Annotated in this window: 23 protein-coding genes, 1 tRNA gene and 4 pseudogenes; 4 read left to right on the forward strand and 24 right to left on the reverse strand. The window is 63.0% G+C overall.

What is annotated here, in order from left to right; genetic code table 11:
• Positions 1-190: 190 nt before the first annotated feature.
• The 23 genes and pseudogenes from mtnK to ACFXS9_RS14975 form a co-directional block, all read right to left on the reverse strand.
• Positions 191-1,497: pseudogene (mtnK, locus tag ACFXS9_RS14865) on the reverse strand (S-methyl-5-thioribose kinase).
• A 139-nt stretch (positions 1,498-1,636) separates the two neighbouring features.
• Positions 1,637-2,245 (reverse strand): class I SAM-dependent methyltransferase, encoded by a 609-nt coding sequence (locus ACFXS9_RS14870; protein ID WP_392689924.1) that lies wholly within the window; start codon positions 2,243-2,245, stop codon positions 1,637-1,639.
• Between the two features lie 21 nt (positions 2,246-2,266).
• A complete protein-coding gene (locus ACFXS9_RS14875) occupies positions 2,267-2,554 on the reverse strand; it encodes a DUF1467 family protein (protein WP_392689926.1) in 288 nt (95 codons plus the stop codon).
• A gap of 6 nt (positions 2,555-2,560) precedes the next feature.
• Complete coding sequence (gene mce, locus ACFXS9_RS14880) at positions 2,561-2,965, reverse strand: methylmalonyl-CoA epimerase (protein WP_392689928.1); 405 nt, start codon at positions 2,963-2,965, stop codon at positions 2,561-2,563.
• A gap of 67 nt (positions 2,966-3,032) precedes the next feature.
• On the reverse strand, positions 3,033-4,703 hold the full coding sequence (locus ACFXS9_RS14885; RefSeq protein ID WP_392689930.1) for a ribonuclease J: 1,671 nt from the start codon (positions 4,701-4,703) through the stop codon (positions 3,033-3,035).
• On the reverse strand, positions 4,703-5,515 hold the full coding sequence (locus ACFXS9_RS14890; RefSeq protein ID WP_392689932.1) for a biotin--[acetyl-CoA-carboxylase] ligase: 813 nt from the start codon (positions 5,513-5,515) through the stop codon (positions 4,703-4,705). Before ACFXS9_RS14890 ends, ACFXS9_RS14885 begins: the two co-directional genes overlap by 1 nt.
• 60 nt (positions 5,516-5,575) lie before the next feature.
• The gene (nuoN, locus tag ACFXS9_RS14895) at positions 5,576-7,015 is read right to left on the reverse strand and encodes an NADH-quinone oxidoreductase subunit NuoN (protein WP_392689934.1); all 1,440 of its coding nucleotides are present in this window, start codon (positions 7,013-7,015) and stop codon (positions 5,576-5,578) included.
• A gap of 10 nt (positions 7,016-7,025) precedes the next feature.
• Positions 7,026-8,534 (reverse strand): NADH-quinone oxidoreductase subunit M, encoded by a 1,509-nt coding sequence (locus ACFXS9_RS14900; protein ID WP_392689936.1) that lies wholly within the window; start codon positions 8,532-8,534, stop codon positions 7,026-7,028.
• Positions 8,534-10,606, reverse strand: a complete 2,073-nt coding sequence (gene nuoL / locus ACFXS9_RS14905; RefSeq protein WP_392689938.1) for an NADH-quinone oxidoreductase subunit L — start codon at positions 10,604-10,606, stop codon at positions 8,534-8,536. The genes ACFXS9_RS14900 and nuoL overlap by 1 nt, the downstream gene beginning before the upstream one ends.
• A 7-nt stretch (positions 10,607-10,613) precedes the next feature.
• Positions 10,614-10,922, reverse strand: coding sequence for an NADH-quinone oxidoreductase subunit NuoK (nuoK, locus tag ACFXS9_RS14910; protein ID WP_028345789.1), 309 nt, complete (start codon positions 10,920-10,922; stop codon positions 10,614-10,616).
• Positions 10,919-11,557 (reverse strand): NADH-quinone oxidoreductase subunit J, encoded by a 639-nt coding sequence (locus tag ACFXS9_RS14915; protein ID WP_392689940.1) that lies wholly within the window; start codon positions 11,555-11,557, stop codon positions 10,919-10,921. Before ACFXS9_RS14915 ends, nuoK begins: the two co-directional genes overlap by 4 nt.
• Before the next feature lie 9 nt (positions 11,558-11,566).
• Positions 11,567-12,061, reverse strand: a complete 495-nt coding sequence (gene nuoI, locus ACFXS9_RS14920) for an NADH-quinone oxidoreductase subunit NuoI (protein ID WP_028345787.1) — start codon at positions 12,059-12,061, stop codon at positions 11,567-11,569.
• 7 nt (positions 12,062-12,068) lie between these two features.
• Positions 12,069-13,139, reverse strand: coding sequence for an NADH-quinone oxidoreductase subunit NuoH (gene nuoH, locus ACFXS9_RS14925; RefSeq protein WP_057844286.1), 1,071 nt, complete (start codon positions 13,137-13,139; stop codon positions 12,069-12,071).
• A gap of 10 nt (positions 13,140-13,149) precedes the next feature.
• Positions 13,150-15,230: pseudogene (gene nuoG / locus ACFXS9_RS14930) on the reverse strand (NADH-quinone oxidoreductase subunit NuoG).
• A gap of 7 nt (positions 15,231-15,237) precedes the next feature.
• Positions 15,238-15,726, reverse strand: coding sequence for a hypothetical protein (locus ACFXS9_RS14935; protein WP_392689943.1), 489 nt, complete (start codon positions 15,724-15,726; stop codon positions 15,238-15,240).
• A 5-nt stretch (positions 15,727-15,731) separates the two neighbouring features.
• A complete protein-coding gene (gene nuoF, locus ACFXS9_RS14940; RefSeq protein WP_392689945.1) occupies positions 15,732-17,057 on the reverse strand; it encodes an NADH-quinone oxidoreductase subunit NuoF in 1,326 nt (441 codons plus the stop codon).
• Between the two features lie 118 nt (positions 17,058-17,175).
• Positions 17,176-17,788, reverse strand: a pseudogene (gene nuoE, locus ACFXS9_RS14945) (NADH-quinone oxidoreductase subunit NuoE).
• A gap of 11 nt (positions 17,789-17,799) precedes the next feature.
• The gene (locus tag ACFXS9_RS14950) at positions 17,800-18,759 is read right to left on the reverse strand and encodes an FkbM family methyltransferase (protein ID WP_392699796.1); all 960 of its coding nucleotides are present in this window, start codon (positions 18,757-18,759) and stop codon (positions 17,800-17,802) included.
• Positions 18,759-19,949: an NADH-quinone oxidoreductase subunit D gene (locus ACFXS9_RS14955; protein WP_392689947.1), complete on the reverse strand. Its 1,191-nt coding sequence runs from the start codon at positions 19,947-19,949 to the stop codon at positions 18,759-18,761. Before ACFXS9_RS14955 ends, ACFXS9_RS14950 begins: the two co-directional genes overlap by 1 nt.
• Before the next feature lie 2 nt (positions 19,950-19,951).
• Positions 19,952-20,563 (reverse strand): NADH-quinone oxidoreductase subunit C, encoded by a 612-nt coding sequence (locus ACFXS9_RS14960; protein ID WP_392689949.1) that lies wholly within the window; start codon positions 20,561-20,563, stop codon positions 19,952-19,954.
• An 11-nt stretch (positions 20,564-20,574) separates the two neighbouring features.
• On the reverse strand, positions 20,575-21,165 hold the full coding sequence (locus tag ACFXS9_RS14965) for a NuoB/complex I 20 kDa subunit family protein (RefSeq protein ID WP_392689951.1): 591 nt from the start codon (positions 21,163-21,165) through the stop codon (positions 20,575-20,577).
• Positions 21,156-21,521, reverse strand: a complete 366-nt coding sequence (locus ACFXS9_RS14970; protein WP_028345777.1) for an NADH-quinone oxidoreductase subunit A — start codon at positions 21,519-21,521, stop codon at positions 21,156-21,158. The genes ACFXS9_RS14965 and ACFXS9_RS14970 overlap by 10 nt, the downstream gene beginning before the upstream one ends.
• A gap of 198 nt (positions 21,522-21,719) precedes the next feature.
• Positions 21,720-22,235 (reverse strand): MarR family winged helix-turn-helix transcriptional regulator, encoded by a 516-nt coding sequence (locus tag ACFXS9_RS14975; RefSeq protein WP_392689953.1) that lies wholly within the window; start codon positions 22,233-22,235, stop codon positions 21,720-21,722.
• 268 nt (positions 22,236-22,503) lie between these two features.
• On the opposite strand from ACFXS9_RS14975, the pseudogene ACFXS9_RS14980 reads away from it, so the two are divergent.
• A pseudogene (locus tag ACFXS9_RS14980) lies at positions 22,504-22,936 on the forward strand (MFS transporter); the annotation flags it as partial.
• Positions 22,937-23,187: 251 nt separating this feature from the next.
• A complete protein-coding gene (locus tag ACFXS9_RS14985) occupies positions 23,188-23,382 on the forward strand; it encodes a hypothetical protein (RefSeq protein ID WP_028345774.1) in 195 nt (64 codons plus the stop codon).
• 95 nt (positions 23,383-23,477) lie between these two features.
• On the opposite strand, the gene ACFXS9_RS14990 is transcribed toward ACFXS9_RS14985, so the two are convergent.
• Positions 23,478-23,554: transfer RNA gene (locus tag ACFXS9_RS14990), tRNA-Asp, on the reverse strand.
• Positions 23,555-23,875: 321 nt separating this feature from the next.
• Here ACFXS9_RS14990 and ACFXS9_RS14995 point away from each other — a divergent pair.
• Both ACFXS9_RS14995 and pepT read left to right on the forward strand, forming a co-directional pair.
• Positions 23,876-24,175: an HU family DNA-binding protein gene (locus ACFXS9_RS14995; RefSeq protein ID WP_057844275.1), complete on the forward strand. Its 300-nt coding sequence runs from the start codon at positions 23,876-23,878 to the stop codon at positions 24,173-24,175.
• 106 nt (positions 24,176-24,281) lie between these two features.
• Complete coding sequence (gene pepT / locus ACFXS9_RS15000; RefSeq protein ID WP_392689956.1) at positions 24,282-25,538, forward strand: peptidase T; 1,257 nt, start codon at positions 24,282-24,284, stop codon at positions 25,536-25,538.
• Positions 25,539-25,655: the final 117 nt, after the last annotated feature.

Raw genomic sequence — 25,655 nt, forward strand, 5'->3', positions numbered from 1 at the left:
GGTTAGCTCTCCCGTTGAGGGGAGCAACCGAATTGCTTGGGTAAGCTTGTTATTTAACCTTGATGTCCGCGCTGGCGGTTAATTCTGGAACTATCGAAGCTAAGGTCAACCCGACGGCAAGAACCAGATACCGGACTCCCAGTATCTGGTTAAGCGGACATTGCCCCTCCATGCGCCGGCGAGACCGCTCTCACCTGGCGAAATCCGGCTGCCAATCGCGGACCTCCCGGGCTGCCTTGGTCACGGCACCGATGGTCGGGAACGATGCCACGTCCACCATCATGGCGCGTGCCAGCCGCAGGCTGCGTGCCTCTGAAATCGCCCGCCGCTTCGGGTCTTCGATCAGTTCGAAATCGATGTTGTGCGCCAGCCCCAGAATGCGGCGAATGATTTTTGCGGCCGCGAATCCGATCGTGTCCTCAAACAGCAGCGTCATATAGGCCTGCCGCTCGTCCTCCAGCCGTGCGGCGCCGGCCTCGCCTTCGAACAGCGTCCGCGGATAGGCATCGCCTGCGGCTTGCGTTCGCCACAGCTCCAGGAGCTTGCTGGCGAATTCGCTCCAGACGTTCTCGATCGCTTCCAGCACCCACGTCTCGAACCCGCGGCGCTCGCCGGGCGAACGCTCGTGACCGGCGGACGCGAGATAGGCCATCAGCAGATTGGCGATGACGGCGCCGATATCGAAGCCCATTGGTCCGTAGAAGGCGAATTCGGGATCGATCACCTTCGTCTCGCTTTCCGTCACCATGATCGATCCGGTGTGAAGGTCGCCGTGGATCAGGGCTTCCGGCGCGTTCAGGAATTTCAGTTTCAGCCGCGAAATCGCGACGTGGAGGTCGAGGTCTTCGCGAAAAGCCGCCGCGGTCGCATCGAGCCAAGGCCGAGTCCAGCGGTTCTGCTCGGCCACGCGGTAGGGATCGGTGAAGATCAGGTCCTCGGTGATCTTGCAGAGCGCATGGTTGCCGACGAACGCGGCGACTCCTCCTTCTTCTCGGCGGCTGATACCGCGAGGTCGGACGAAAGAAACAGCGTCCGCGCCAGAAACGTCGTGATGTCCTCAACGAACCGCGGATAGGTAGTGCCGGCCACCAGCCCCTTGCGCATAATGATGTGCGGCTCGAGCAGCTCCATGACGACAAGCGCGAGCGCCTCCTTGTGATGCAGCACATCAGGCACGAGACCGGGCGCCAGCCGGGCCTGATGCGTCAGCGCCAGGTATTCGTAGTGCGACCGCGATAGCGGCAGCGGCCAGCTCTCGCCGACAAGCCGCACGTAAGGCAGCGCCTGCTTGACGGCGACGCCGCCTGCCGTCCCCTTGACGATGAAGACGAGATTGAGGTTGCCGTCGCCGACCTCGCCGATGGACCACGAGGCCGGGGCGCCGCCAAGACGGGCCGCGACCTCGGGAATTTCTGCGAGGTAACTCCGCAGATCGGCTTCATGCAGGATTCGATATTCGTCCTGCCGCGGATTAGCCAACGATCGACGTGAACTCATGCCGGTCTCCCCCCATGCCGGCGCGGGAGTTGCGGTTCACTCCCATTTCAGGAATTTGAGCCGGTCTTTCTTTAACGGATCATAGCCACAAGGTGCGGTCGGCGGCCAGCGTCTCTCACCTCCCAGCTTGCCCAGCGTCTCAAATGCTCTGCGCGAGCCAGATGGTATGGCCGCCGCAGTCGGGGTCCTCCACGACATGCGACACCACGCGAAACCCGTTCCGGTCGAGCAATGAACGATATTCGGCCGGATCAAGGCTCGCATGATACAGCGGCTCGTCGCCAAAATTCCCGATCGCCTCGCCATGCGCGGAGCCGCTTGTGAACAACAGTGCCGCGCTCGCCGCGGCGTGCTCCCGAAACACCGGAAACATCCGGCGTTGGTCGTTGTGGCAGAGGTGAAAGAAACTGTCCCACGCAAGGATGCCGGAGAACTGCCGCCGCAAGGCAAGTGTGCGCATATCGGCAACGATCCATTCCTGCTTGGGAAAATGCTTACGGCAGACGTCGATCATCGCCGGGGAGGAATCCACGCCAACGACGGGATGACCAAGCCCGATCAGATACGCGGCCATCGGCTCGGCGGATCCGCACCCGAGATCGAGAATCGGGCCGGCAGGCGACAGCAGCGCCCGGAAACGATCAAGCCAGGGCTTTTCAAACAGGCCGGTGCGCGCGCGGCTCTGGATCCAATCCTGGGCCTTGCGCTGGTACAGGTCGATGATCCCTACGGCTTCTTCCGACGCCATCTCTCCCGCCAGATCGAAGCGTTAGAACGGCAGCCCCATCAGTTTCGACAGCCGCTCGATATTCAGATAGCCCTGGTGATAGGCCCACATCCCGATGCCGAAGATCACGCCCGAAACAATCGTGGTCCACATCAGCTTCCAGCCCATCCGCGCCATGACCGGCGCACCGGGATCGGTGCCAGGAGTAACTTGGCCCGCGCCCTCGCCGTCCTCGTGCTGGCTGCGGACGCCGAACGGCAGCGTCGTGAACAGCACGACCCACCACAGCACGAAGTAGATCGCAAGCGCGGTGGAGATGCTGTAAGCCATCAGTATTCAAGCCTGTTCGATTTCGACGAGCGCGCCGGAGAAATCCTTCGGGTGGAAAAACAGCACCGGCTTGCCGTGCGCGCCGATCTTCGGCTCGCCGTCGCCGAGCACGCGCGCGCCCTCGCTGATCAGTCTATCGCGCGCGGCGATGATGTCGGGCACGTCATAGCAGATGTGGTGAATGCCGCCGTCGGCATTGCGCTCGACGAATTTGGCGATCGGCGAGGCATCGCCAAGCGGCTGGATGAACTCGATCTTGGTGTTGGGCAGGGTCACGAACACGGTGATGACGCCATGCTCCGGCAGCGGCACCGCGCCGGAAATTTCCGCGCCGAACGCGCTGCCATAGATCTTGGCGGCCTTTTCCGCGTCCTTGACTGCGATCGCGACGTGATTGAGCCGGCCCAGCATGATTACTCCACTCCCTGCCTCTAGCGCTCCCGGCGAGGACCAGTGTCCGCCCGAAAGATCTTTTACCTCAAACCGTTAGAACGTGAACGAGGCAAATCGGCTTCTTACCCCAATTCTCGGCAATGACCGCCCGCACCGCGCGCCGCACCGATTCCGCCGTGGCGTCCGCGTCACGGCGCCGCGCCCGCGGCAGGCCTTCAACCGTAGAGACCACCAAATCGAATACGATCTCGTCGATGAGCTCGCCGGCGGTATTCTTCTCGGGGATGCCGACGAGATCAACCTCGGGATCGTCGGCCAACTCGCCCTTGTCGGTCATGGCAATCGCCACGAAGGCGCAACCGGCAAACCCCATCCGGCGCCGTTCGACCACAGCGCGGGATTTGGAGTCCTCCAGGATCGCGCCGTCCTTGTAGAGCCGCCCCGACGGCAATTCGTCGATGATGCCGGGATCACCGGGCCCGAGCTTGACCAGATCGCCATTACGGCAGGTCATTACCTTCGGCACGCCCGCCGCGCGGGCGAGCTTCGCGTGCTCCGACAGATGCAGCGCCTCACCATGGACGGGGATCAGTATCTGCGGGCGCACCCATGAGATCATGTCGCGCAGCTCGTCACGGCGCGGATGGCCGGAGACGTGGACGAGATCGTTCCGGTCGGTGATGACCTCGATGCCCTGAACGATCAACCCGTTGATGATGGAGGCGACCGCCTTCTCGTTGCCGGGAATGGTGCGCGAGGAAAAGATCACGCTGTCGCCTTTGTTCAGCGTCACCTGCGGGTGGTCGTTGTTGGCGATGCGGGCCAGCGCGGCGCGCGGCTCGCCCTGGCTACCGGTGCACAGCGCCAGCACCTTGTCCGGCGGGAAATGGCCGTAATAGTCGGCGCCGCGAAAATTCTGCACGCCATCGAGATAGCCGGTCTCGCGGGCGACCTGCACCACGCGCTCCATGGCGCGGCCGACCACGACCACCTCGCGGTCGGCGGCCTTGGCAGCGTCTGCCACCGCTTTCACCCGCGCGACGTTGGAAGCAAAGGTGGTGACGGCGACCCGGCCCTTGGCCGCGCCGACCAGCTTCTTGATGGTGGCCGCGACCTCGGTTTCCGAGGGCGAGCGTCCGTCCCGCACCGCATTGGTGGAATCGCCGACCAGCGCCAGCACGCCCTCATCGCCAAGCTCGCGCAGGCGGCGCTCGTCGGTCGGCAGACCGATGATCGGGGTCGGATCGATCTTCCAGTCGCCGGTATGGAGGACGGTGCCGACGGAAGTGTGGATCGCCAGCGCATGCGATTCAGGAATCGAATGCGCGACCGGAATGAACTCGACGGTGAACGGCCCAACCTCGATGCGGCCGCCCGACGGCACCACTGTCACTGGGATTTTCGGCGGGTTGCGCTCGGCGGCGCATTTGGCCTCGAACAGCGCAGCGCTGAATTTGGTCGCATAGACCTTGCATTGCAGCTTCGGCCAGAGGTCTATAATGGCGCCGAAATGGTCCTCATGGGCGTGCGTCAGCACCAGGCCCATCAGGTTGTTGCGCTCTTTCTCCAGGAAGCGAATATCGGGCATGATCAGGTCGATGCCCGGCAGATGCTCCTCGTCGCCGAAGGAGACGCCGAGATCGACCGCGAGCCAGGACCGCTGATGGCGGTTGCCGAGCCCGTAGATCGACAGGTTCATGCCGATCTCGCCGACACCGCCAAGCGGCGCAAAGGTCAGTTCATCCGGCCGCGCCATCAGGCTGCCCCCACCGACGCCGCCGCGCCAAAATAGACCTCGCCCGCCGCGACGGCGGCGCGCTTGCCATCGGCGTTGCGAACGATCAGGCAGCCGCTCTCGTCGATGGTGTCGAACGCGCCTTCGACGGTCGCGGTTCCCGTGTTGATCGCGACCCGCTCGCCGAGACCGAAGGCACGCTCCAGCCAGGCTTTCCGAATTTCGGCAAAGCCGCGGCCGTTGTCCCAGATGCCGCGAAACTCAACCCAGGCGTCCGACAGCGCCGTGAAAAGCTCCTCCGCGCCGACATGGACGCCGAGCGCGGCAAGCGAGGTCGCCGGCGTCGGCGTGCCCTCGGGCGCGGCAATGACATTGGTGCCGATGCCGACCACCACGGCGAGACGGCTGCCCGCCACGGCTTCAGCCTCCAGCAGGATCCCGGCGAGCTTCTGCCGCTCCGCCAGCACGTCGTTCGGCCATTTGAGGGCGAACTTCAGTGAGTCCGCGCCGGCCCGGCGCATATTGGCCTCGATGCTGAGTTTCTGCAGCGCGCTTTCCAGCGAAAGCCCGGCGGCAAAGCCAAGCGTCGCCGCCACGGCCGGCGACACATCCATGACTTCCAGAATGCTGCTGGCGAGGTTGCCGCGCGGCGCGCTCCAGGCGCGCTGCCGGCGGCCGCGCCCCGCGGTCTGCTCCGTTGTCACGAACCACATCGGCCCAATTTCGCCGTTACGGGCGCGCGCCATGGCTTCGGCGTTGGTCGAACCGATCTGGTCGAAGGCGGCGAGACGGTAGCCCGCCGATGTGGCTTTGGGACCGAGCGAGAAAGTCATTTCCAGTTTCTGCGCATGATCTTCTCCGAAACCCGGGGCCACCTTTCGGGGATCATGCGTCTAAAACAGCGATTTCGCCGCGGCCGTGGCGACGCTGACCAGCGGCCCCGGATAGACGAAGAAGAAGATGTTGAAGATACCTGCAACCGCCAGCACCGTGCGCAGCTCGATGCGCATCGGTTCGACCTGGCCGGCCGGCTCGTCGAAATACATCAGCTTGATGATGGTGAGATAGTAGAACGCGCCCACCACGCTGGTCAGAACGCCGATGACGGCGAGCGTAAACAGGCCCGCCTTGATCGCGGCCACGAACACGTACCATTTGGCAAAGAAGCCCGCGAGCGGCGGAATGCCGGCCAGCGAGAACAGCAGCATGGCAAAGAAGAACGCCAGCATCGGATTGGTGCGCGACAGGCCTGCGAAATCGCTGATCTGCTCGACCGCCTGCCCGTTGCGCTTCATGGTCAGGATGACGGCGAAGGAGCCCAGCGTCATCGCGACATAGATCGCGATGTAGACCAGCACGCCCTGCGCGCCCTCCACTGTGCCCGAGGCAAGCCCGACCAGCGCAAACCCCATATGGCCGATCGACGAATAGGCCATCAGGCGCTTGATGTTCTTCTGCCCGATCGCGGCGAACGAACCCAGCGCCATCGAGGCAATCGCGACGAACACGAGGATCTGCTGCCATTGCGGCACGATGCCGGGGAAAGCGGTCAGCGTCACGCGGGTGAAAACCGCAAGGGCTGCGACCTTCGGCGCCGATGCAAAGAACGCCGTGACCGGCGTCGGCGCACCCTCATAGACGTCAGGCGTCCACATATGGAACGGCACGGCGGATACCTTGAAGCAGAGCCCGGCCAGCAGGAACACGAGGCCGAACACGATGCCCACGCTGCCGGTCTTCACCGCTGCCGCAATGCCGGCAAAATCGACTGTGCCGGTGAAACCGTAGATCAGCGAAGCGCCATAGAGCAGCATGCCCGAGGACAGTGCGCCGAGCACGAAATACTTCAGCCCGGCTTCGGTCGACTTGGCGTTGTCGCGGTTGGAGGCGGCGACCACATAGAGCGCGAGCGACATCAGCTCGAGCCCGAGATAGAGCATGATCAGGTCGGCGGCCGAGATCAGCACCATCATGCCGAGCGTGGAGAGCAGCACCAGGATCGAATATTCGAAAATGCGCCGGGACGGATCGGACAGAAACTCCGTCGACAGGATCAGCGTCACCGCTGAGCCGATGATCGCAAGGATCTTCAAGAAGCGGGCAAAATCGTCGACGATGAAGCTGCCGCCGAAGGTCGTGAGCTTGCCGGCGGGCAACATCAGCTCCAGCGCGCCGGTGACGACCAGCAGCACGACCGCGAGGCCGGTGACGATTTTCGTTGTCTCCCCGCCGCCGCGGTACGCGCCGAGCATCAACAGCGCCATGGCGCCGACGGCGAGCACCAGCTCCGGCAATACCGGTAGCAACTGATAACCTGCACTCGAAAAGCTCATGGCGAAGGCCTTACTGGATCAGCGCGGCTGCCTTCACGGCAGTCACGGCGGCGTTGTAGTTGTTGACGAGTTGCTGAACCGAGGCCGCCGACATGTCGAGCACCGGCTTCGGATAGACGCCGAACAGGATGGTCAACGCCACCAGCGGGAACAGCGTCAGGCTTTCGCGGGGCGTCAGGTCCTTGATGCTGGCGAGCGACGGCTTGGTCAGCGCGCCGAACACGACCTTGCGATAGAGCCACAGCGCATAGCCCGCCGACAGGATGACGCCGAGGGTGGCAAAGGTCGCGGTCGGGATCGAGACCTTGAAGGTGCCGAGCAGCGTCATGAACTCGCCGACGAAACCGCTCGTGCCGGGCAGCCCGACATTGGCCATGGTGAACACCATGAACACCAGTGCGTAGAGCGGCATCCGGTTGACGAGACCGCCATAGGCCACGATCTCGCGGGTATGCATGCGGTCGTAGACGATGCCGACGCACAGGAACAGCGCGCCGGAGACGATGCCGTGCGACACCATCTGGAACACGCCGCCGGCCACGCCTTGCGTGGTCGCGGCGAAGATGCCCATGGTGACGAAGCCCATATGGGCCACCGACGAATAGGCGATCAGCTTCTTGATGTCTTCCTGCATCAACGCCACCAGCGAGGTGTAGACGATGGCGATCACCGACAGCGAGAAGATCAGCGGCGCAAAATCATGCGACGCCAGGGGGAACATCGGCAGCGAGAAGCGCAGGAAGCCGTAGCCGCCCATCTTCAACAGGATCGCGGCCAGGATCACCGAGCCTGCCGTCGGCGCCTCGACGTGCGCGTCGGGCAACCAGGTGTGCACCGGCCACATCGGCATCTTCACCGCAAACGAGGCAAAGAACGCCAGCCACGCCCAGGTCTGCAAGCTACGCGGCACGGCGGTTTGCATCAGGGTCGGGATGTCGGTGGTGCCGGCATTCCAGTACAGCGCCATGATCGCGAGCAGCATCAGGACCGAGCCGAGCAGCGTGTAGAGGAAGAACTTGAACGACGCGTAGACCCGGCGCGGACCGCCCCAGACGCCGATGATCAGGAACATCGGGATGAGGCCGCCTTCGAAGAACAGATAGAACAGCACGAGGTCGAGCGCCGAAAATGTGCCGACCATCAGCGTTTCCAGGAACAGGAACGCCATCATGTATTCGCGCACGCGATTGGTGACGGACTTCCAACTCGCAATGATGCAGAGCGGCATCAGCGCCGTGGTCAGAATCACGAACGGCAGCGAGATGCCATCGACCCCCATGTGATAGCTGATGCCGCTGGCGAGCCAGTTCGCTTTTTCGACGAACTGGAAGTCCGCACTTGCGGCATCGAAGCGCCAGACCAGAATCAGCGACACCGCGAAGGTGACCAGCGTGGTCCACAGCGCGATCCAGCGCGCGTTCCGCTGCGCGGCTTCGTCGTCGCCACGGCTGAGATAGATCACCAGCGCGCCGAGCACCGGCAGGAAGGTGACGACGGAAAGAATCGGCCAGGTTGTCATTACTGGCCTCCCAAGCCGAACATGAACCAGGTGATCAGCCCCGCGACACCGATCAGCATCACAAAAGCATAGTGATAGAGGTAGCCGGTCTGGATCTTCACTACATTGCGGGTAACGTCGAGCACGCGCGCCGAGACACCATCCGGGCCGAAGCCGTCGATGACGAAACCGTCGCCCTTCTTCCACAGGAAGCGGCCGAGCCACTTCGCCGGGCGAACGAAGATGATTTCATAGAGCTCGTCGAAGTACCATTTGTTGAGCAGGAAATGGTAGAGCATCTGGTGCTGGTTGGCGAGTTCGACCGGCAGATATGGCCGGCGGATGTAGAAGACGTAAGCGATATAAAGGCCAATCCCCATCATGACGGTCGGCAGATAGACGATGGTCTTCGGAATGTGGTGCATCTCGTCGATGATGTTCGGATGCATCTTCAGCGACTCGCGGAAGAATTCCCCCACGCCGTGGCCGGCGAATACCTCGTAGAACGGGAAGCCGGCGAGGATCGAGCCTGCGGCGAGAATCCCGATCGGGACCAGCATCCACATCGGCGATTCATGCGCCGCTTCGTAATGATGCTGGTCGTGCGGCTCGCCGTGGAACGTTTTGAAGATCAAGCGCCACGAATAGAACGAGGTCAGGCCGGCCGCGACCACCGTCATCGCGAAGCCGTAGTACCCGAACGGGTTGTGCGCCACATAAGCCGACTCGATGATCGCGTCCTTGGAGAAATAGCCCGCCGTCAGCGGGAAGCCGGTCAGCGCCAGCGTGCCGATCACCATCACTGCATAGGTGTAGGGGATCTTGCGCCACAGCCCGCCCATGTTGCGGATGTCCTGCTCGTGGTGCATCGCGTAGATCACCGAGCCCGAGCCTAAAAACAACAGCGCCTTGAAGAAGGCGTGGGTGAACAGGTGATACATGCCGACCGAATAGGCTCCGGCTCCCATCGCCACGAACATGTAGCCGAGTTGCGAACAGGTCGAATAGGCGACGATGCGTTTGATGTCGTTCTGGACGAGGCCGACGGTCGCGGCAAAAAACGCGGTGGTGGCGCCGAAGAACATCACCACGGCCTGCGCGTTGGGCGCCAGCTCGAACAGCGGCGACAGCCGCGCCACCATGAATACGCCCGCCGTCACCATGGTCGCGGCGTGGATCAGCGCCGAGACCGGGGTCGGACCTTCCATCGCGTCCGGCAGCCAGGTGTGCAGCAGGAACTGGGCTGACTTGCCCATCGCGCCCATGAACAGCAGCAGGCAGATCAGCGTCAGCGCATCGGCGTGCCAGCCGAAGAAGTCGATGGTCTTGCCCGAGAGCCCCTGCGCGCCGGCAAAGATGGTCTCGAAATCCGCGGTATTCAGCAGCATGAAGACGGCGAAGATGCCGAGCGCAAAGCCGAAATCGCCGACACGGTTGACCACGAAGGCCTTGATCGCCGCCGCATTCGCCGACGGCTTTTGGTACCAGAAGCCGATCAGGAGGTAGCTCGCCAGACCGACGCCCTCCCAGCCGAAGAAGAGCTGAACGAGGTTATCCGCGGTCACCAGCATCAGCATCGCGAAGGTGAACAGCGAGAGATAGGCGAAGAAGCGCGGCCGGTGCGGATCCTCGTCCATGTAGCCGATGGAATAGAGGTGCACGAGCGAGGAGACGGTGTTGACCACCACCAGCATCACGGCGGTCAGCGTGTCGACGCGCAGCGCCCACGACACCTGCAGATCGCCGGAATTGATCCAGGGAAACAGCGCGATCCGCGCGTCATGGTGCATGAAGCCGACATCGACCAGCACCACCCAGGACAGTGCAGCGGATACGAATAGAAGTCCCGTCGTGATCAGTTCGGCCGCCCGCGAGCCCTGAGCCGGCGGCTCGGAGACGTGATGATCGTCGTGACCATGATCGTCATGGGCCTCCGCGGCGTGCGCGTGATCGCCGTGGCCGTGGTCGTGATGGCCGTGGTCGTGATGCTTGACCTCATCGCCGCTCGGATTGCGCGCATGCGCCCCGAAAATCGCGATCAGGCCGGCCAGAATGGCGCCCAGCAGCGGCAGAAAGACGATTGCCTGAACCATAGCTGCTTTAGCCCTTCATCAGATTGACGTCTTCAACCGCGATCGAACCGCGGTTGCGGAAATAGACCACCAGCACCGCGAGACCGATCGCAGCCTCAGCCGCCGCGACCGTCAGCACCAAGAGCGCGAACACCTGGCCGACGATGTCGCCGAGGAAGGTCGAGAACGCCACCAGGTTGATGTTGACGGCGAGCAGGATCAGCTCGATCGACATCAAAATGACGATGATGTTCTTGCGGTTCAGGAAGATGCCGAGGATCCCGATCGTGAACAGGGTGGCGGCGACCGCGAGATAGTGGCCCAGACCGATCGTCATTTCACCCACTCCACCGCGTCCGTATCCTGCAGCCCCTGCCCCGACGCCACCTTGCGGACGGCCATCGCGAGCTCCGGCGTCCGCGCGTTCTGCACGTTGATGTCCTGCCGCTTGACCTTCGCCTTGTGGCGCAGCGTCAGCACGATGGCGCCGATCATCGCGACCAGAAGCACCATGCCGGCGATCTGGAAGTAATGGATGTACTTCGTATAGAGCACCAGTCCGAGCGCCTCGGTGTTGCTGACATTGGCCGGAATCGCCGCCGTGATCGATTTCGCCGTGTCGGGGTTCATGACCCAGCCGCCGGCAACCAGTAGCAGCTCGGCGAGGAAGATGCCGCCGATCACCAGACCGATCGGCAGATATTCGATGAAGCCCTCGCGCAGCTCAGTGAAGTCGACATCGAGCATCATGATCACGAACAGGAACAGCACCGCGACCGCGCCGACATAGACCACGATCAGCATCATGCCGAGGAATTCGGCGCCCATCAGCACAAACAGGCCGGACGCATTGACGAAGGCCAGGATCAGATACAGCACCGAGTGCACGGGATTGCGCGACACAATTACCATCACGGCCGAGGCCACGCAGACGCCGGCGAAGAGATAGAAGAACAGTGCGGGAAGGATCATATCCTCACCTCACCGGTACGGCGCGTCGAGTTCGATGGCTTTCGCAATCTCGCGCTCCCAGCGGTCGCCATTGGCGAGCAGTTTCGCCTTGTCATAGTAGAGTTCCTCGCGGGTCTCGGTCGCGAATTCGAAATTCGGTCCCTCGACGATGGCATCGACCGGACAGGCTTCCTGGCACAGGCCGCAATAGATGCATTTCACCATGTCGATGTCGTAGCGCACGGTGCGGCGGGTGCCGTCGTTGCGGCGCGGCCCGGCCTCGATCGTGATCGCCTGCGCCGGGCAGATCGCCTCGCACAGCTTGCAGGCGATACAGCGCTCTTCGCCGTTCGGATAGCGGCGCAGCGCATGCTCACCGCGGAAGCGCGGCGAGATCGGGTTCTTCTCGAACGGATAGTTGATCGTCGGCTTCGGCTTGAAGAAATAGCGCATGGCGAGAAAGAACGCCGATACGAATTCGCTCAAGAGAAGCGCACGAGCTGTTGCGTTGACGTTGACACTCATGATGGCCTCACTTCGGCGCAATGCCGGCGAATTGCAGCACCCCGGCCACAATCACCACCATCGCCAGCGACAGCGGCAAAAACACCTTCCAGCCGAGCCGCATCAGTTGATCGTAGCGGTAGCGCGGCACGATCGCCTTCGCCATCGCGAACAGGAAGAACATGAAGAACAGTTTCAGCGCGAACCACACCACACCCGGGATCCAGGTGAACGGCGGCAGCGCCACCGGCGGCAGCCAGCCCCCGAGGAACATGATCGTCGCCAGCGCGCACATCGTGGTGATCGCGACATATTCGCCGAGCATGAACAACAGATACGGCGTCGAGCCGTATTCGACCATGAAGCCGGCGACCAGTTCGGACTCGGCTTCCACCAGATCGAACGGCGGACGGTTGGTCTCGGCCAGCGCCGAGACGTAGAACACCACGAACATCGGGAACAGCGGCCACACGTACCAGTTCAGGATGGTGAGCTGCGGCAGCCCGATCAGGCTGGCGAAACCGCGGGCATTCTGCGCTTCCACCACCGCCGAAAGGTTGAGCGAGCCGGCGCACAACAAAACCGTGATGATGACGAAGCCGATCGAGACTTCGTAGGAGACCATCTGCGCCGCGGAGCGAAGCGCCGCCAGGAACGGGTATTTCGAGTTCGACGACCAGCCGGCCATGATGATGCCGTAGATCGACAGCGACGAGATCGCGAAGATGTAGAGCACGCCGACGTTGATATTGGCGATCACCCAGCCGGCATCCATCGGAATGACGGCCCAGGCGGCCAGCGCCAGCACGCAGGACACCAGCGGCGCCAGCAGGAACACACCCTTGTTGGAGCCGGACGGGATGATCGGCTCCTTCAGCACGAACTTCAAGAGGTCCGCGAAGGATTGCAGCAGGCCCCAGGGACCCACCACGTTGGGGCCGCGGCGGATTTGCACCGCCGCCCAGATCTTGCGGTCGGCGAGCAGGATGTAGGCGATCGCGATCAGCAGCACGACGAGCAGCAACAGGCTCTGCGCGACCATGATGATCAGCGGCCAGAGAAAGCCGGTCCAGAACGAGCTTGCGAAGAATTCAGCCATCAGATCACGCTCACTCCGCTGCCGTCAGCATTTTCCCGGACGCCAGCCGGGAACATTCCGCCATTACCGCCGAGGCCCGCGCGATGGGGTTGGTCAAATAGAAATCCTCGACCGAACTCTTGAACGGGGTCTTGTCGACCTTGCCGCCCTTCTTGCCTGCGAGCGCCTTGACGTCACTGGCCTTGCCGGGCTCGATCTGGTCGATCCGCATCAGATGCGGGAAGGCTTTGAACAGCGCCTGGCGCAGCGCCTGCAGCGAGTCATAGGGTAGCTTCTTGCCGAGCACATCCGACAGCGCGCGGATTATCGCCCAGTCCTCGCGCGCCTCTCCGGGCGGAAACGCCGCGCGGCTGGCGATCTGTGCCCTGCCCTCGGTGTTGACGTAGAGGCCGGACTTTTCGGTATAGGCCGCGCCCGGCAGGATGACGTCGGCGCGGTGCGCGCCGCGGTCGCCATGGGTGCCGATATAGACCACGAACGTGCCGTCCGGCACCTTCACTTCATCCGCCCCCAACAGGAACACCACGTCGAGCGTGCCGAATGTCGTCATCTGCGCCAGGTTGAGGCCACCTGCGCCTGCCGCAAAGCCGATATCGAGCGCGCCCGCGCGCGCGAGGCGGTATCCTGCAAAACGGCAAAGCCGTTCCAGCCGTCCTTGAGCGCGCCCGTGCCTGCCGCGACCTTGGCCGCCAGCGAAAGCACCGCCGCCCCGTCATGGCGCGCCAGCGCACCGGCGCCGACCAGCACGATCGGGTTCTTGGCGCCCTTCAGCACCTCGACGAAGGAATGCTTGCCGCTGGCGAGTTCGCCAAGCGTATCCGTGCCCGCGCCGAGATAGTCGTAGTCGTAGGTCAGATCGGCCTTGGCGCCGACGAGAGCGACCTTGAGCTGACCCGTGCGCCAGCGCTTGCGGATCCGCGCGTTGAGGACGGCTGCTTCCTTGCGCGGGTTGGAGCCGATGATCAGGAGCGCGTCGGCCTGCTCGATGCCCACAATAGTCGGATTGAAGATGTAGGTTGCCCGTCCCGCCTTGGGGTCGAAGGCGTCGCCGCCCTGCACCGCCAGATTGCTGCAGCCGTATCGGCCCAACAGATCCTTGAACGCAAACATCTCCTCGACCGCGGCGAGGTCACCGGCGATGGCTCCCATCCGCTTGCCGTCGCTCATCCTGACCTTGGCAGCGACCGCCGCGAAGGCCTCCTGCCACGACGCGGCGCGAAGCTTGCCGTTCTCGCGGACATAGGGGCGGTCGAGCCGCTGCGTACGCAGGCCGTCGACCACGTGACGAGTCTTGTCGGAAATCCATTCCTCGTTCACCGCCTCGTTGATGCGCGGCAGGATCCGCATCACCTCGCGGCCACGGGTATCGACACGGATCGCGGAACCGACGCCATCCATGACGTCCACCGACTGCGTCTTGCCGAGCTCCCACGGACGCGCGGCAAAAGCATACGGCTTCGAGGTCAGCGCGCCCACGGGACAGATATCGACGAGGTTGCCCTGCAGCTCGGAAGTCAGCGCCTGCTCCAGATAGGTCGTGATCTCCATGTCCTCACCGCGCCCGGTCGCGCCCATTTCCGGCGTGCCGCAGACTTCGGCGGAGAAGCGGACACAGCGCGTGCACTGGATGCAGCGGTTCATCGAGGTCTTGACCAGCGCGCCCAGATATTTGTCCTCGACCGCGCGCTTGTTCTCGGCAAAGCGCGAGGTGTCGACGCCATAGCCCATCGCCTGGTCCTGCAGATCGCACTCGCCGCCCTGGTCGCAGATCGGGCAATCCAGCGGGTGATTGATCAGCAAAAACTCCATCACGCCTTCGCGTGCCTTCCTGACCATCGGCGAACGCGTGGAAATTTCCGGCGGCTCGCCCTTGGGCCCGGGCCGGCAATCGCGCACGCCCCAGGCGCAGCTTGCGACCGGCTTCGGGCCGCCCTTGATCTCGACGAGGCACATCCGGCAATTGCCGGCGATCGACAGCCGCTCGTGGTAGCAGAAGCGCGGGATTTCGGCGCCCGCGGCCTCACACGCCTGCAGCAGCGTGTACTCTGCGGGCACATCGATCTCTTTGCCGTCGATGATGAGTTTGGTCATTGCTGTCTCAAGTCTTTCCCAGCTTGCAGTCTGGCGGTGTAACGCTGGCGGTCTTCATCGCCGCCGTGATCCATCGCTGGGTCTCGGCGCCATAGGTAGCGAGATAGGACGGCTGCGCCGCGTTCTTTTCGCACAGGAACGGCAGATGCGGCTTCAGATCGTAATCGCAGGACGCCAGCCACTCGCGCTTTCCCGCGAACGCGCCGATCGCTTCCTCGCAGGCGTAGAGGAAATACGTCACGAAACTCTCGTACTGGACCTGCTCGTCGCCGGCGGCCGCCTTGATCTTCTCGTAGTCCGGCTGCGCGAATTTCGGATTCTTGAACGCCAGATCGGTGTAGCCCAGAAACGCCTGCCGCGCGCTCGTCGCGCGGTTGTTGGTGCGGATTTCGTTGATCTGGAACAGGATCGCAACAAAGCCGAGCAGCGCCACGGCCGCCTGCGCCATCTGCGCCAGCGTCCCATATCTCTGCCACCAGGAGCTCGGTTGCGACATCGGCATCACTCCGCCGCGACCAGGTTCTCGGGATCGCGCACGCCGGCATCGTCGATGTCGGCCTTATGCGAATACTGGTCGATGCGCGCCTCGATCTCGTGCCGAAAATGCGCGATCAGGCCCTGGATCGGCCATGCGGCAGCGTCGCCGAGCGCGCAAATGGTATGGCCTTCGACCTGCTTGGTCACTTCCAGGAGCATGTCGATCTCGCGCTTGTGGGCGCGGCCTTCGGCCATGCGCGTCAAGACGCGCCACATCCAGCCCGTGCCTTCGCGGCATGGCGTGCACTGGCCGCAGCTCTCGTGCTTGTAGAAATAGGAGATGCGCGCGATCGCCCGGATCAGATCGGTCGACTTGTCCATCACGATCACGGCGGCGGTGCCGAGGCCGGAGCGCAGCTTGCTAAGAGAGTCGAAATCCATCGGCGTATCGATGATCTGTTCGGCCGGCACCATGCGCACCGACGAGCCGCCCGGGATCACGGCTTTCAGATTGTCCCAGCCGCCGCGAATGCCGCCGCAATGCCGCTCGATCAGCTCACGGAACGGAATTCCCATCTCCTCTTCGACGTTGCAGGGCCGCTCGACATGACCGGAGACGCAGAACAGCTTTGTGCCGACATTGTTGGGCCGGCCGATGGCCGCGAACCACGCCGCCCCGCGCCTGAGGATGTCGGGCGCAACTGCGATGGACTCGACGTTGTTGACGGTGGTCGGGCAGCCATAGAGACCGACATTGGCCGGGAATGGCGGCTTCAGCCGCGGCTGGCCCTTCTTGCCCTCCAGGCTTTCCAGTAGCGCCGTCTCTTCGCCGCAGATATAGGCGCCGGCGCCATGCGCGACATAGACGTCGAACGGCCAGCCGTTGACGTTGTCCTTGCCGACCAGTTTTGCGTCATAGGCCTGGTCGATCGCGGCCTGCAGGCGCTCCCGCTCGCGGATGAATTCGCCGCGCACATAGATGTAGCAGGCATGCGCGCCCATCGCGTAGCTCGCCAGCAGGCAGCCCTCGACCAGGAGATGCGGATCGTGCCGCATGATCTCGCGGTCCTTGCAGGTGCCGGGCTCGGATTCGTCGGCGTTGACTACGAGATAGCTCGGCCGGCCGTCGGTCGATTCCTTCGGCATGAACGACCATTTCAGGCCGGTCGGAAAGCCCGCTCCGCCGCGCCCCCGCAGGCCGGAGGCCTTCATCTCGTTGATGATCCAGTCGCGGCCCTTGTCGATAATCGCCTTGGTGCCGTCCCATGCGCCGCGGCGGCGCGCACCCTCCAGCCCCCAATCGTGGAGGCCATAAAGGTTCTTGAAGATGCGATCCTTGTCGTCGAGCATGACTTGAAGCTTCCTCAGATCAGCGATTGGACTGCGCGCAGGCGAGCCCCGGCACAGCGTGACTTTTCCATCACGCGGCCCTTCTCCGGCTGGTTTACGGACAATGTAGCGTCACGCCTCATGTGGATTCCTTCAGCGTCGTCGGCCCGCCCACAGGCGCCGAGAACTGACGGTCGATCTGCGGTCCGGGCTTCGGCGGATTGCCCGAGGCAAAGCCGTCCAGCACCTTGCCGAAACTTTCCTTGGTCAGGTCCTCGTAGGTGTCCTTCCAGATCTGCACCATCGGCGCGTTCACGCAGGCGCCCAGGCACTCGACCTCTTCCCAACTGAAATTGCCGTCCTTCGACAGATGGAAGGGCTCGTGATGGATGCGGCTCTGGCACACCTCGATCAGGTCGCCGGCGCCACGCAGCCGGCACGGCGTGGTGCCGCACACCTGCACATGGGCCTTCTTGCCGACCGGCTGCAACTGGAACATGGTGTAGAAGGTCGCCACTTCCAGCACGCGGATGTAGGGCATGTCGAGCAGGTCGGCGACCACGCGGATCGCGGCCTCCGAAACCCATCCGTCATGCTGCTCCTGCGCGCGCCACAGGATCGCGATCACAGCGGAGGCCTGACGACCCGGCGGATACTTTGCGATCTGCGCCCTGGCCCAGGCGAGATTCTTCATCCGTGAACGTGAAGCTCGCGGGCTGCAATTCCTTCGGAGCGAGGCGGCGGACGGACATCGTTCAGTCTCTCATTGCACGCGGCGCGCGGCCTTCGCATTGAGCGCATCGATCCGGGCGAGCCAGAATGCGCTTGCGGTGCCGAACACGTTGTAGCCGACATGGGTTGAAACCTTGATCCGATCCAGAATCGAAAGGTCGGTCACGGTTTCGAGGCGATGGCTGCGCGGATCGTAGACGATCAGCTTCAGCGGGGTCTCTTCGAGGATGTAACGCGATACGGTATGCTTGGGATCGTTGCCGTGCTCCTCGCACAGCAAGACACTGTCGATCTGCATCAACCGCGCGCCACCCTTCATGGCCTCGATCTCGACGCCCTCGACGTCGAGCTTGATCAGGTATTTTCCATCCGAGGCGACCTTGCCGTCATCGAGCAGATTGTCGAGCGCGATGACCGGCACTTCCTCGCCATCCGACTGGTCGCCAGCGATGCTGAAGGCCTCATGCTTGGTGCCTGATATCCGCGCGGTACCGCGCGCAGCACCGATCGCGCACTTCATCGTCTCGAAGCGATTGCCGTTGATGCGAGCGTTGTTGGCCAGCTTCGGAAAATTCTGCCCCGACGGCTCGATCGCGATCGCCTTGTGCGAGCCGAACGGCTTGCTCGACACCAGGACCGACCAGTAGCCGTAATTGGCGCCGCAATCGAGCAGCGTGTAGTCGACATCGGCGGAGTCCTTGAACAGCAGCTCCAGCTCGTCCTCGTAGCTATAGGTGCGGTTGAGCAGCTTGCTCCAGTAGCCGTCGCCATAGGGAAATTCGAAGATGGCGTCGGGATTGAGTTTGATCTGGATGCCGCGCTCGGGCAGCGTGGTGCGCAACAGATTGGCGCAGAGATTGTAGCCGCGGTGCGAAAAATTCGACGCCACCTTCGACCCTAGTGCCAGCGCCACGGCAGCCAAACGCTCCCACGCGTTCGCACCCTCGAGTACGCCCGAGGCCCGGTCAAACTGGATGGGCGCCTGCGCCATCACCGATCGACCTCTCCGAACACGATGTCGAGCGAGCCGAGAATGGCCGAGACGTCGGCGAGCAGATGGCCGCGGCAGATGAAATCCATCGCCTGCAGATGGGCAAAGCCCGGCGCGCGGATCTTGCACTTGTAAGGTTTGTTGGTGCCGTCAGAGACCAGGTAGACGCCGAACTCACCTTTCGGCGCCTCGACCGCGGCATAGACCTCGCCGGCCGGCACATGCACCCCTTCGGTGTAGAGCTTGAAGTGGTGGATCAGCGCTTCCATCGAGCGCTTCATCTCGCCGCGCCGCGGTGGTGCGATCTTGTTGTCCTCGACCACGACAGGCCCCTGCCCGTCCGGCGAGTTCAGCTTCGCGATGCACTGCCTCATGATGCGGACCGACTGGCGCATCTCTTCCATGCGGATCAGGTAGCGATCGTAACAGTCGCCGTTCTTGCCGATCGGAACGTCGAAATCCATCTCGGCATAGCACTCGTAAGGCTGCGCCTTGCGCAGGTCCCAGGCGGCGCCTGAGCCGCGCACCATCACGCCCGAAAAGCCCCACTCCCAGGCCTGCTGCAGCGACACCACGCCGATATCGACGTTGCGCTGCTTGAAGATGCGGTTGCCGGTCAGCAGCGTGTCGAGGTCGGCGACGACCTGCAGGAACGGATCGCACCAGGCATCGATATCGTCGACCAATTTCTGCGGCAGATCCTGGTGCACGCCGCCGACGCGGAAATAGGCCGCATGCATGCGCGAGCCGGAGGCACGCTCGTAAAATTGCATCAGCTTTTCGCGCTCTTCAAAACCCCACAGCGGCGGGGTCAGCGCGCCGACGTCCATCGCCTGCGTGGTGACGTTGAGCAGGTGCGACAGGATACGGCCAATCTCGCAGTAGAGGACGCGGATCAGTTGGCCGCGGCGCGGCACCGTGATGCCGAGCAGCTTTTCCGCCGCGAGGCAGAAGGCGTGCTCCTGGTTCATCGGCGCGACGTAATCGAGCCGGTCGAAATACGGGATCGCCTGCAAGTAGGTCTTGTGCTCGATCAGCTTCTCGGTGCCGCGGTGAAGCAGCCCGATATGCGGATCGACGCGCTCCACGACTTCACCGTCCAGTTCAAGGACAAGACGAAGCACGCCATGGGCCGCGGGATGCTGCGGCCCGAAATTGATCGTGAAATTGCGGAGATTCTGTTCGTTCATGGTCAGGCCTTCGGCTCAGCCTTCTCATCGCCGGGTAGCGGATAGTCCGCGCCTTCCCATGGCGAGAGGAAATCGAATTTGCGGAATTCCTGGTTGAGACGGACCGGCTCATAAAGCACCCGCTTCTCCTGGTCGTCGTAGCGGACCTCGACGAATCCGGTGAGCGGAAAGTCCTTGCGCAGCGGATGGCCGTCGAAGCCGTAGTCCGTCAGCAGTCGCCGCATGTCGGGGTGGCCAGTGAAGATCACGCCGTAGAGGTCGTAGGTCTCGCGCTCGAACCAGTCGGCACCGGGAAACACGTCGATGATCGACGGCACCTGCGTGGTCTCGTCGGCTTCCGCTCGCAGGCGAATGCGCTCGTTCAGCGTCGGCGACAACAAATGATAGACCACGTCGAAGCGCTTCTCGCGGCTGGGATAGTCGACCGCGGTGACGTCGGTGAAGTTGACGAAGCGCAGCGCGGGATCGTCGCGCAGGTACTTGACGACCTCGACGATCTTGCTCGCCTCGACCGTGACGGTGAGCTGGTTGAACGCAACCGCATGGGCAGTGGCCGCGCCCGGAAGCGCGCTAACAATCGTCTGCCCAAGGGTATCGAGCTTGCCGTCGTCCATTACCTAAAACCTTAGCGTTCGATGGTCCCGATGCGCCGGATCTTCTTCTGCAACAGCAATATGCCGTAGAGCAGCGCCTCCGCCGTGGGCGGGCATCCGGGCACGTAGATGTCGATCGGCACGATGCGGTCGCAGCCGCGCACCACCGAGTACGAGTAATGATAGTAGCCGCCGCCATTGGCGCACGACCCCATCGAGATCACGTAGCGCGGCTCGGGCATCTGGTCGTAGACCTTGCGCAGCGCCGGCGCCATCTTGTTGGTCAGCGTACCCGCCACGATCATCACGTCGGATTGGCGCGGCGAGGCGCGCGGCGCAAAGCCGAAGCGCTCGACGTCGTAGCGCGGCATCGACACCTGCATCATCTCGACCGCGCAGCACGCGAGGCCGAACGTCATCCACATCAGCGAGCCCGTGCGCGCCCAGGTGATCAGATCATCCGCGGCGGCAACGAAGAAGCCCTTGTCCGAGAGCTCGTGATTGACCTCGAGGAAGAACGGGTCATTGTGCCCGACCGGCTTGCCGGTCGAGGGATCGAGAATGCCCTTCGGCGCCTGCGCGATATCAGGCGAAGAGCCTAAAGCTGTCGGGCTCAATCCCATTCGAGCGCGCCTTTCTTCCACTCATAAGCAAAGCCGACCGTGAGGACGGCGAGAAACACCATCATGGACCAGAAGCCGGTGGCCCCTAACTTGCCGAACGCAACCGCCCACGGGAACAGGAACGCCACTTCCAGGTCGAAGATGATGAAGAGGATCGCGACCAGGTAGAAGCGAACGTCGAACTTCATGCGGGCGTCGTCGAATGCGTTGAATCCGCATTCATAGGCGGAGAGCTTTTCCGGGTCCGGCTGCTGGAACGCGACCAGGAACGGGGCGATCAGGAGCGCCAGACCGATCAGGCTCGCCACCCCGATAAACACGACAAGTGGCAGGTAATCTTGCAGGATGCCGTTCATCGGCGGTGCCTTTGCTGCGGATTTGACCGCAGATTCGTTGATTGGAATTATTCTTGGCTTAGCGCAGCGCAACAGAGGGCGCAAGACAAGCCGGTTTCACGTCTCCGTCCGTCCTTGATGCGCCGGCAGAACCCGAAAAAGTGTTGCGTTCCTGCCTCGCCCGACCAACGCGGGCCGGGCCGCATGGTGCCCAAATTCTCACTTCAAATCCTTCTCGTCGGCGAGCATTTGGGCGGCCGTGTCGGTCAGGCGATCGATCTGGTCGAACAGCACCGCCAGCTCTTCCTTGCCGAGCTGTTCCAGCAGGCGCCGGTTACGCTCCTGCGCCCCTGCCACAATTGCATCATGGGCGGCCAGCCCCGCCTTGGTCAGGCAAACCAGCGTCTCGCGGTTGTCCCGCGGGTTGACCGCCTTGGCGACCAGCTTGCGCGCGACCAGTTCCGCCAGCGCCCGGCTGATCTGGCCCTTGTCCATGCCGACCGCCTCCGCAAGCCGGATAACGCTCATCGGCGGCCGCCGCCCCAGCGAGGCCACCAGGCCGAACTCCACTGAGGACAATCCCGCCAGCCTCTTGTAGCGCAGGATCGCGCCGCGCTTGAGCAGATTGGCCAGCACCATCAGCCGCGACGACATCATCGCGGTGATCGGCGCCAACTCCGCGACATCGGCGGCCGCAGGCGATGCCGCGGCCTGCTTTTCCGGCTTTCGGCTCATTTGCAACCTCTGCCAACAAAGCGCGCCGGTGCCAAGGACCATCGAGAACGATCATCAGATAAGCCCATCGAATGGGGTCATCGAGTAGTTCTATCGCGGCGGATGCTGAGCGATCAGCTCGAAGCGATCGCCGCCGGCCGCGATCCGATCGGGCATCTCCTTCGATTCAACCGCGCCACCGGTCGAGTTCGAGGCGGGCAATTTCATTCGTGAGGCGTGAAGTGGAAGCCACCGCAAGGCCTCGCTCCGGCGATATTACGTGCTCGCGCTGGTCGCGCTGGTCAGCCGCCGAGATGACCGCTGGAAATTATGGGCGCCCGCGATCACGTCGGGGCTTGCGGGCCCGGTGTTTGCGCTGTGCATGCTGACGCCTGACTTCACCACCATGGTCGCGGCGCTGGCGCTGACCTCATTCCTGGTCGGCTTCCATCTCGGGCCGATCTTTGCGGTGGCGCAGACCGTCGCCAGGTCGAGCATGCGGGCGCTGGCGTCGGCGATCGTGCTGCTGACCGCGACCTGCTTTGGCCAGGGCGTCGGCCCGCTCGCCGTCGGCATGCTCAACGACGCCTTGAAGGTCGATTTCGGCGCGGAGGCCGTGCGGTATTCGCTGCTGTCGGCCGCGATCACGACCACGTTGGGCGCCCTGTTGTTCATCTGGGCGGCCCGGTCGATCTCGCGGCGATATCCAACGGGCGAGCTGATCCGAACTGGTCGCCGTCGGCTCTTCCCTTTGTTTTTATTGCTGTTTCGATCCCGGTGCGGCTCCGGTGTGAGCCGAGCTGGACCCGGCACGCAGCCTGTATGTGACCTACATCACGGATACTCGGGCAAAAAAACGGCCAAAAACCAGCCGAATGAAACCATTTTGCCGAAACCGCGAAACGATCCTGAAACAGACAGGGCGTACGTCTCTTCCCAACACAGGACGCCAAAGGCGTCCGGGAGGCATCACATGAACCACTCCTTTCACTCGGCGGATCGCAGTACCCACCTGAAGATCGTGGTTGTCGCATTGGTGGCCGGTATCGCGGTTGCGGCTTTCGGCATCTCGGCTCGGACCGGTTCTGAGTACAGCCAAACTGCCCAGGTCGTAAAAGCGGGTAAGCCGGTGGTCGTCACCAGCTCGAACACCTCGACGGTCCGTTAAGCGATATAGATATCGTTGGAATAAAAACGGCCGCCCTCGGGCGGCCTTTTTTGTTTGCGGCAGCCTCGGTGATCAACGTCAAGCCATCAAGAAAATGGCGCGAGAGACGGGACTCGAACCCGCGGCCTCCGCCGTGACAGGGCGGCGCTCTAACCAACTGAGCTACTCCCGCGGATGCCGTAATCAGATCCTGATCCGCGCAGAACCGAGGGCATAAAGGCCCGCTCCCGCTTAGTCAAGGACGTTGCGAATCCCCGCGCCAGACGGGCGCTTCTGCGATTGTGATGCAGAAAACGGCCTGTTTTCAGGTAAAACAGCGCCGGCAGCGATTATCCGAATCGTTTAAGGCCTGCTACGTCTGGGTTTCTTGAAATCCTCTCCGCTCCGGCTGTACCGGAACCGGGGTTTCAAGTCACCACGAACGCATTTTCCCAGCGCGGACCGGCATCGACGAACGCGCTCAAAGCCATTCAACCAACGAGGAGGGCCAGACATGGCGAAGAAAGCGGCGGCTCCAGCCACCATCACACTGAAGCATCTGGCAGCAGCTCTCGCCGAGGAACATGACCTGTCGAAAAAGGCCGCCGAGGCGATCCTGACCGACATGGTCGGCAAGATCACAAAACACCTGAAAAAGGGCGAGCGGATCAGGATCGTTGGTCTCGGCATCCTCCAGGTCCGCAAGCGCGCCGCCCGCACCGGGCGCAACCCCGCCACCGGCGAGCCGATCCAGATCAAGGCCAGCAAGAAGGTCGCGTTCCGCGCAGCCAAGGAACTGAAGGAAGCGGTCTGACCAACGCCTTTCCTCTGATGGCAACAGAAGCGCCATTCCGGCGGGGACCCGGAATGGCGCTTTTCTGTTATAGAGCGCTTTCCTTGCTCAACTTTTCCGGATCGTCATGCCGCGTTCGCACCTCGCCTTCACCCACGACGTCACCGAGCGCCTCCTGCGCTATGTCGTGATTGATACCCAGTCCGATCCGGCCTCGCCGACCTGCCCGTCCACCGAGAACCAGAAGAATTTGGGCCGCCTGCTGGCGTCGGAGCTGCAGGCGATGGGGCTCACCGACGCCCATCTCGACGAGCACGGCTATGTCTACGCGACAATCCCGGCCACCACCGAGAAGAAGGTCCCGGTAATCTGCTTCTGCTCGCATATGGACACTTCCCCGGACTGCACCGGCGTCAACGTCAAGCCGCAGATCGTGAAGGACTATCGCGGCGGCGACATCGTGCTGCCGGCTGATCCCACCCAGGTGATCCGCTTTGCCGACCATCCTGCGCTCGCCGGCCAGATCGGCCACGACATCATCACGACCGACGGCACCACGCTGCTCGGCGCCGACAACAAGGCGGGCCTTGCCGAGATCATGGATGCGGCGCGGTTCCTGATTCAAAACCCGCACATCAAGCACGGCACCATCAAGATCCTGTTCACGCCGGATGAAGAGATCGGCCGCGGCGTCGACGAGGTCGACCTGAAAACGCTCGGCGCCGACTTCGCCTATACGATGGACGGCGAAAGCGCCGGGCATATCGAGGACGAAACCTTTTCAGCCGACGGCGCCACCATCACCATCGAAGGCGTCTCGACACATCCCGGTTTTGCCAAGGGCAAGATGGAGCACGCCATCAAGATCGCGGCGGCCATCATCGACCGCCTGCCAAAGGATACCTGCTCGCCCGAGACGACTGAAGGCAAAGAAGGTTTTCTGCACCCGATCGGCATTTCGGGCGCGCTGGAGAAAGCCACCATCGGCTTCATCGTGCGCGATTTCACCGACGAGGGCCTGCAGCAAAAGGAAGCCCTGCTCGAAGGCATCGTCAAAGACGTGATGAAGGATTATCCGCGCTCGACCTACCGGATGGAGGTCAAGCCGCAATACCGCAACATGAAACAGGTGATCGACCGCCACCCCGAGACGGTCGAGTACGCCATCGAGGCGATCAAGCGCGCCGGGCTGACACCGGTGCGAAGCTCGATCCGCGGCGGCACCGATGGCTCGCGCCTGTCCTTCATGGGCCTGCCCTGCCCCAACATTTTTGCCGGCGAACACGCCTTTCATTCACGGCTGGAATGGGTCAGCCGTCAAGATATGGAGAAGGCGGCGGAGACCATCGTGCATCTGGCGATGATCTGGGAAGAGAGGGCGTAGCGAGTCCGCGCACCGCTCTCTTCCGTCAATCCATCCCATCGGCAAATGCGGAGACATGGATTGCTTCGTCGCTTCGCTCCTCGCAATGACGGGGAGAGAGCTTTGCGCGGACGCCAA

Source organism: Bradyrhizobium sp. RDI18 (assembly GCF_043203335.1).
GTDB lineage: Bacteria > Pseudomonadota > Alphaproteobacteria > Rhizobiales > Xanthobacteraceae > Bradyrhizobium > Bradyrhizobium retamae.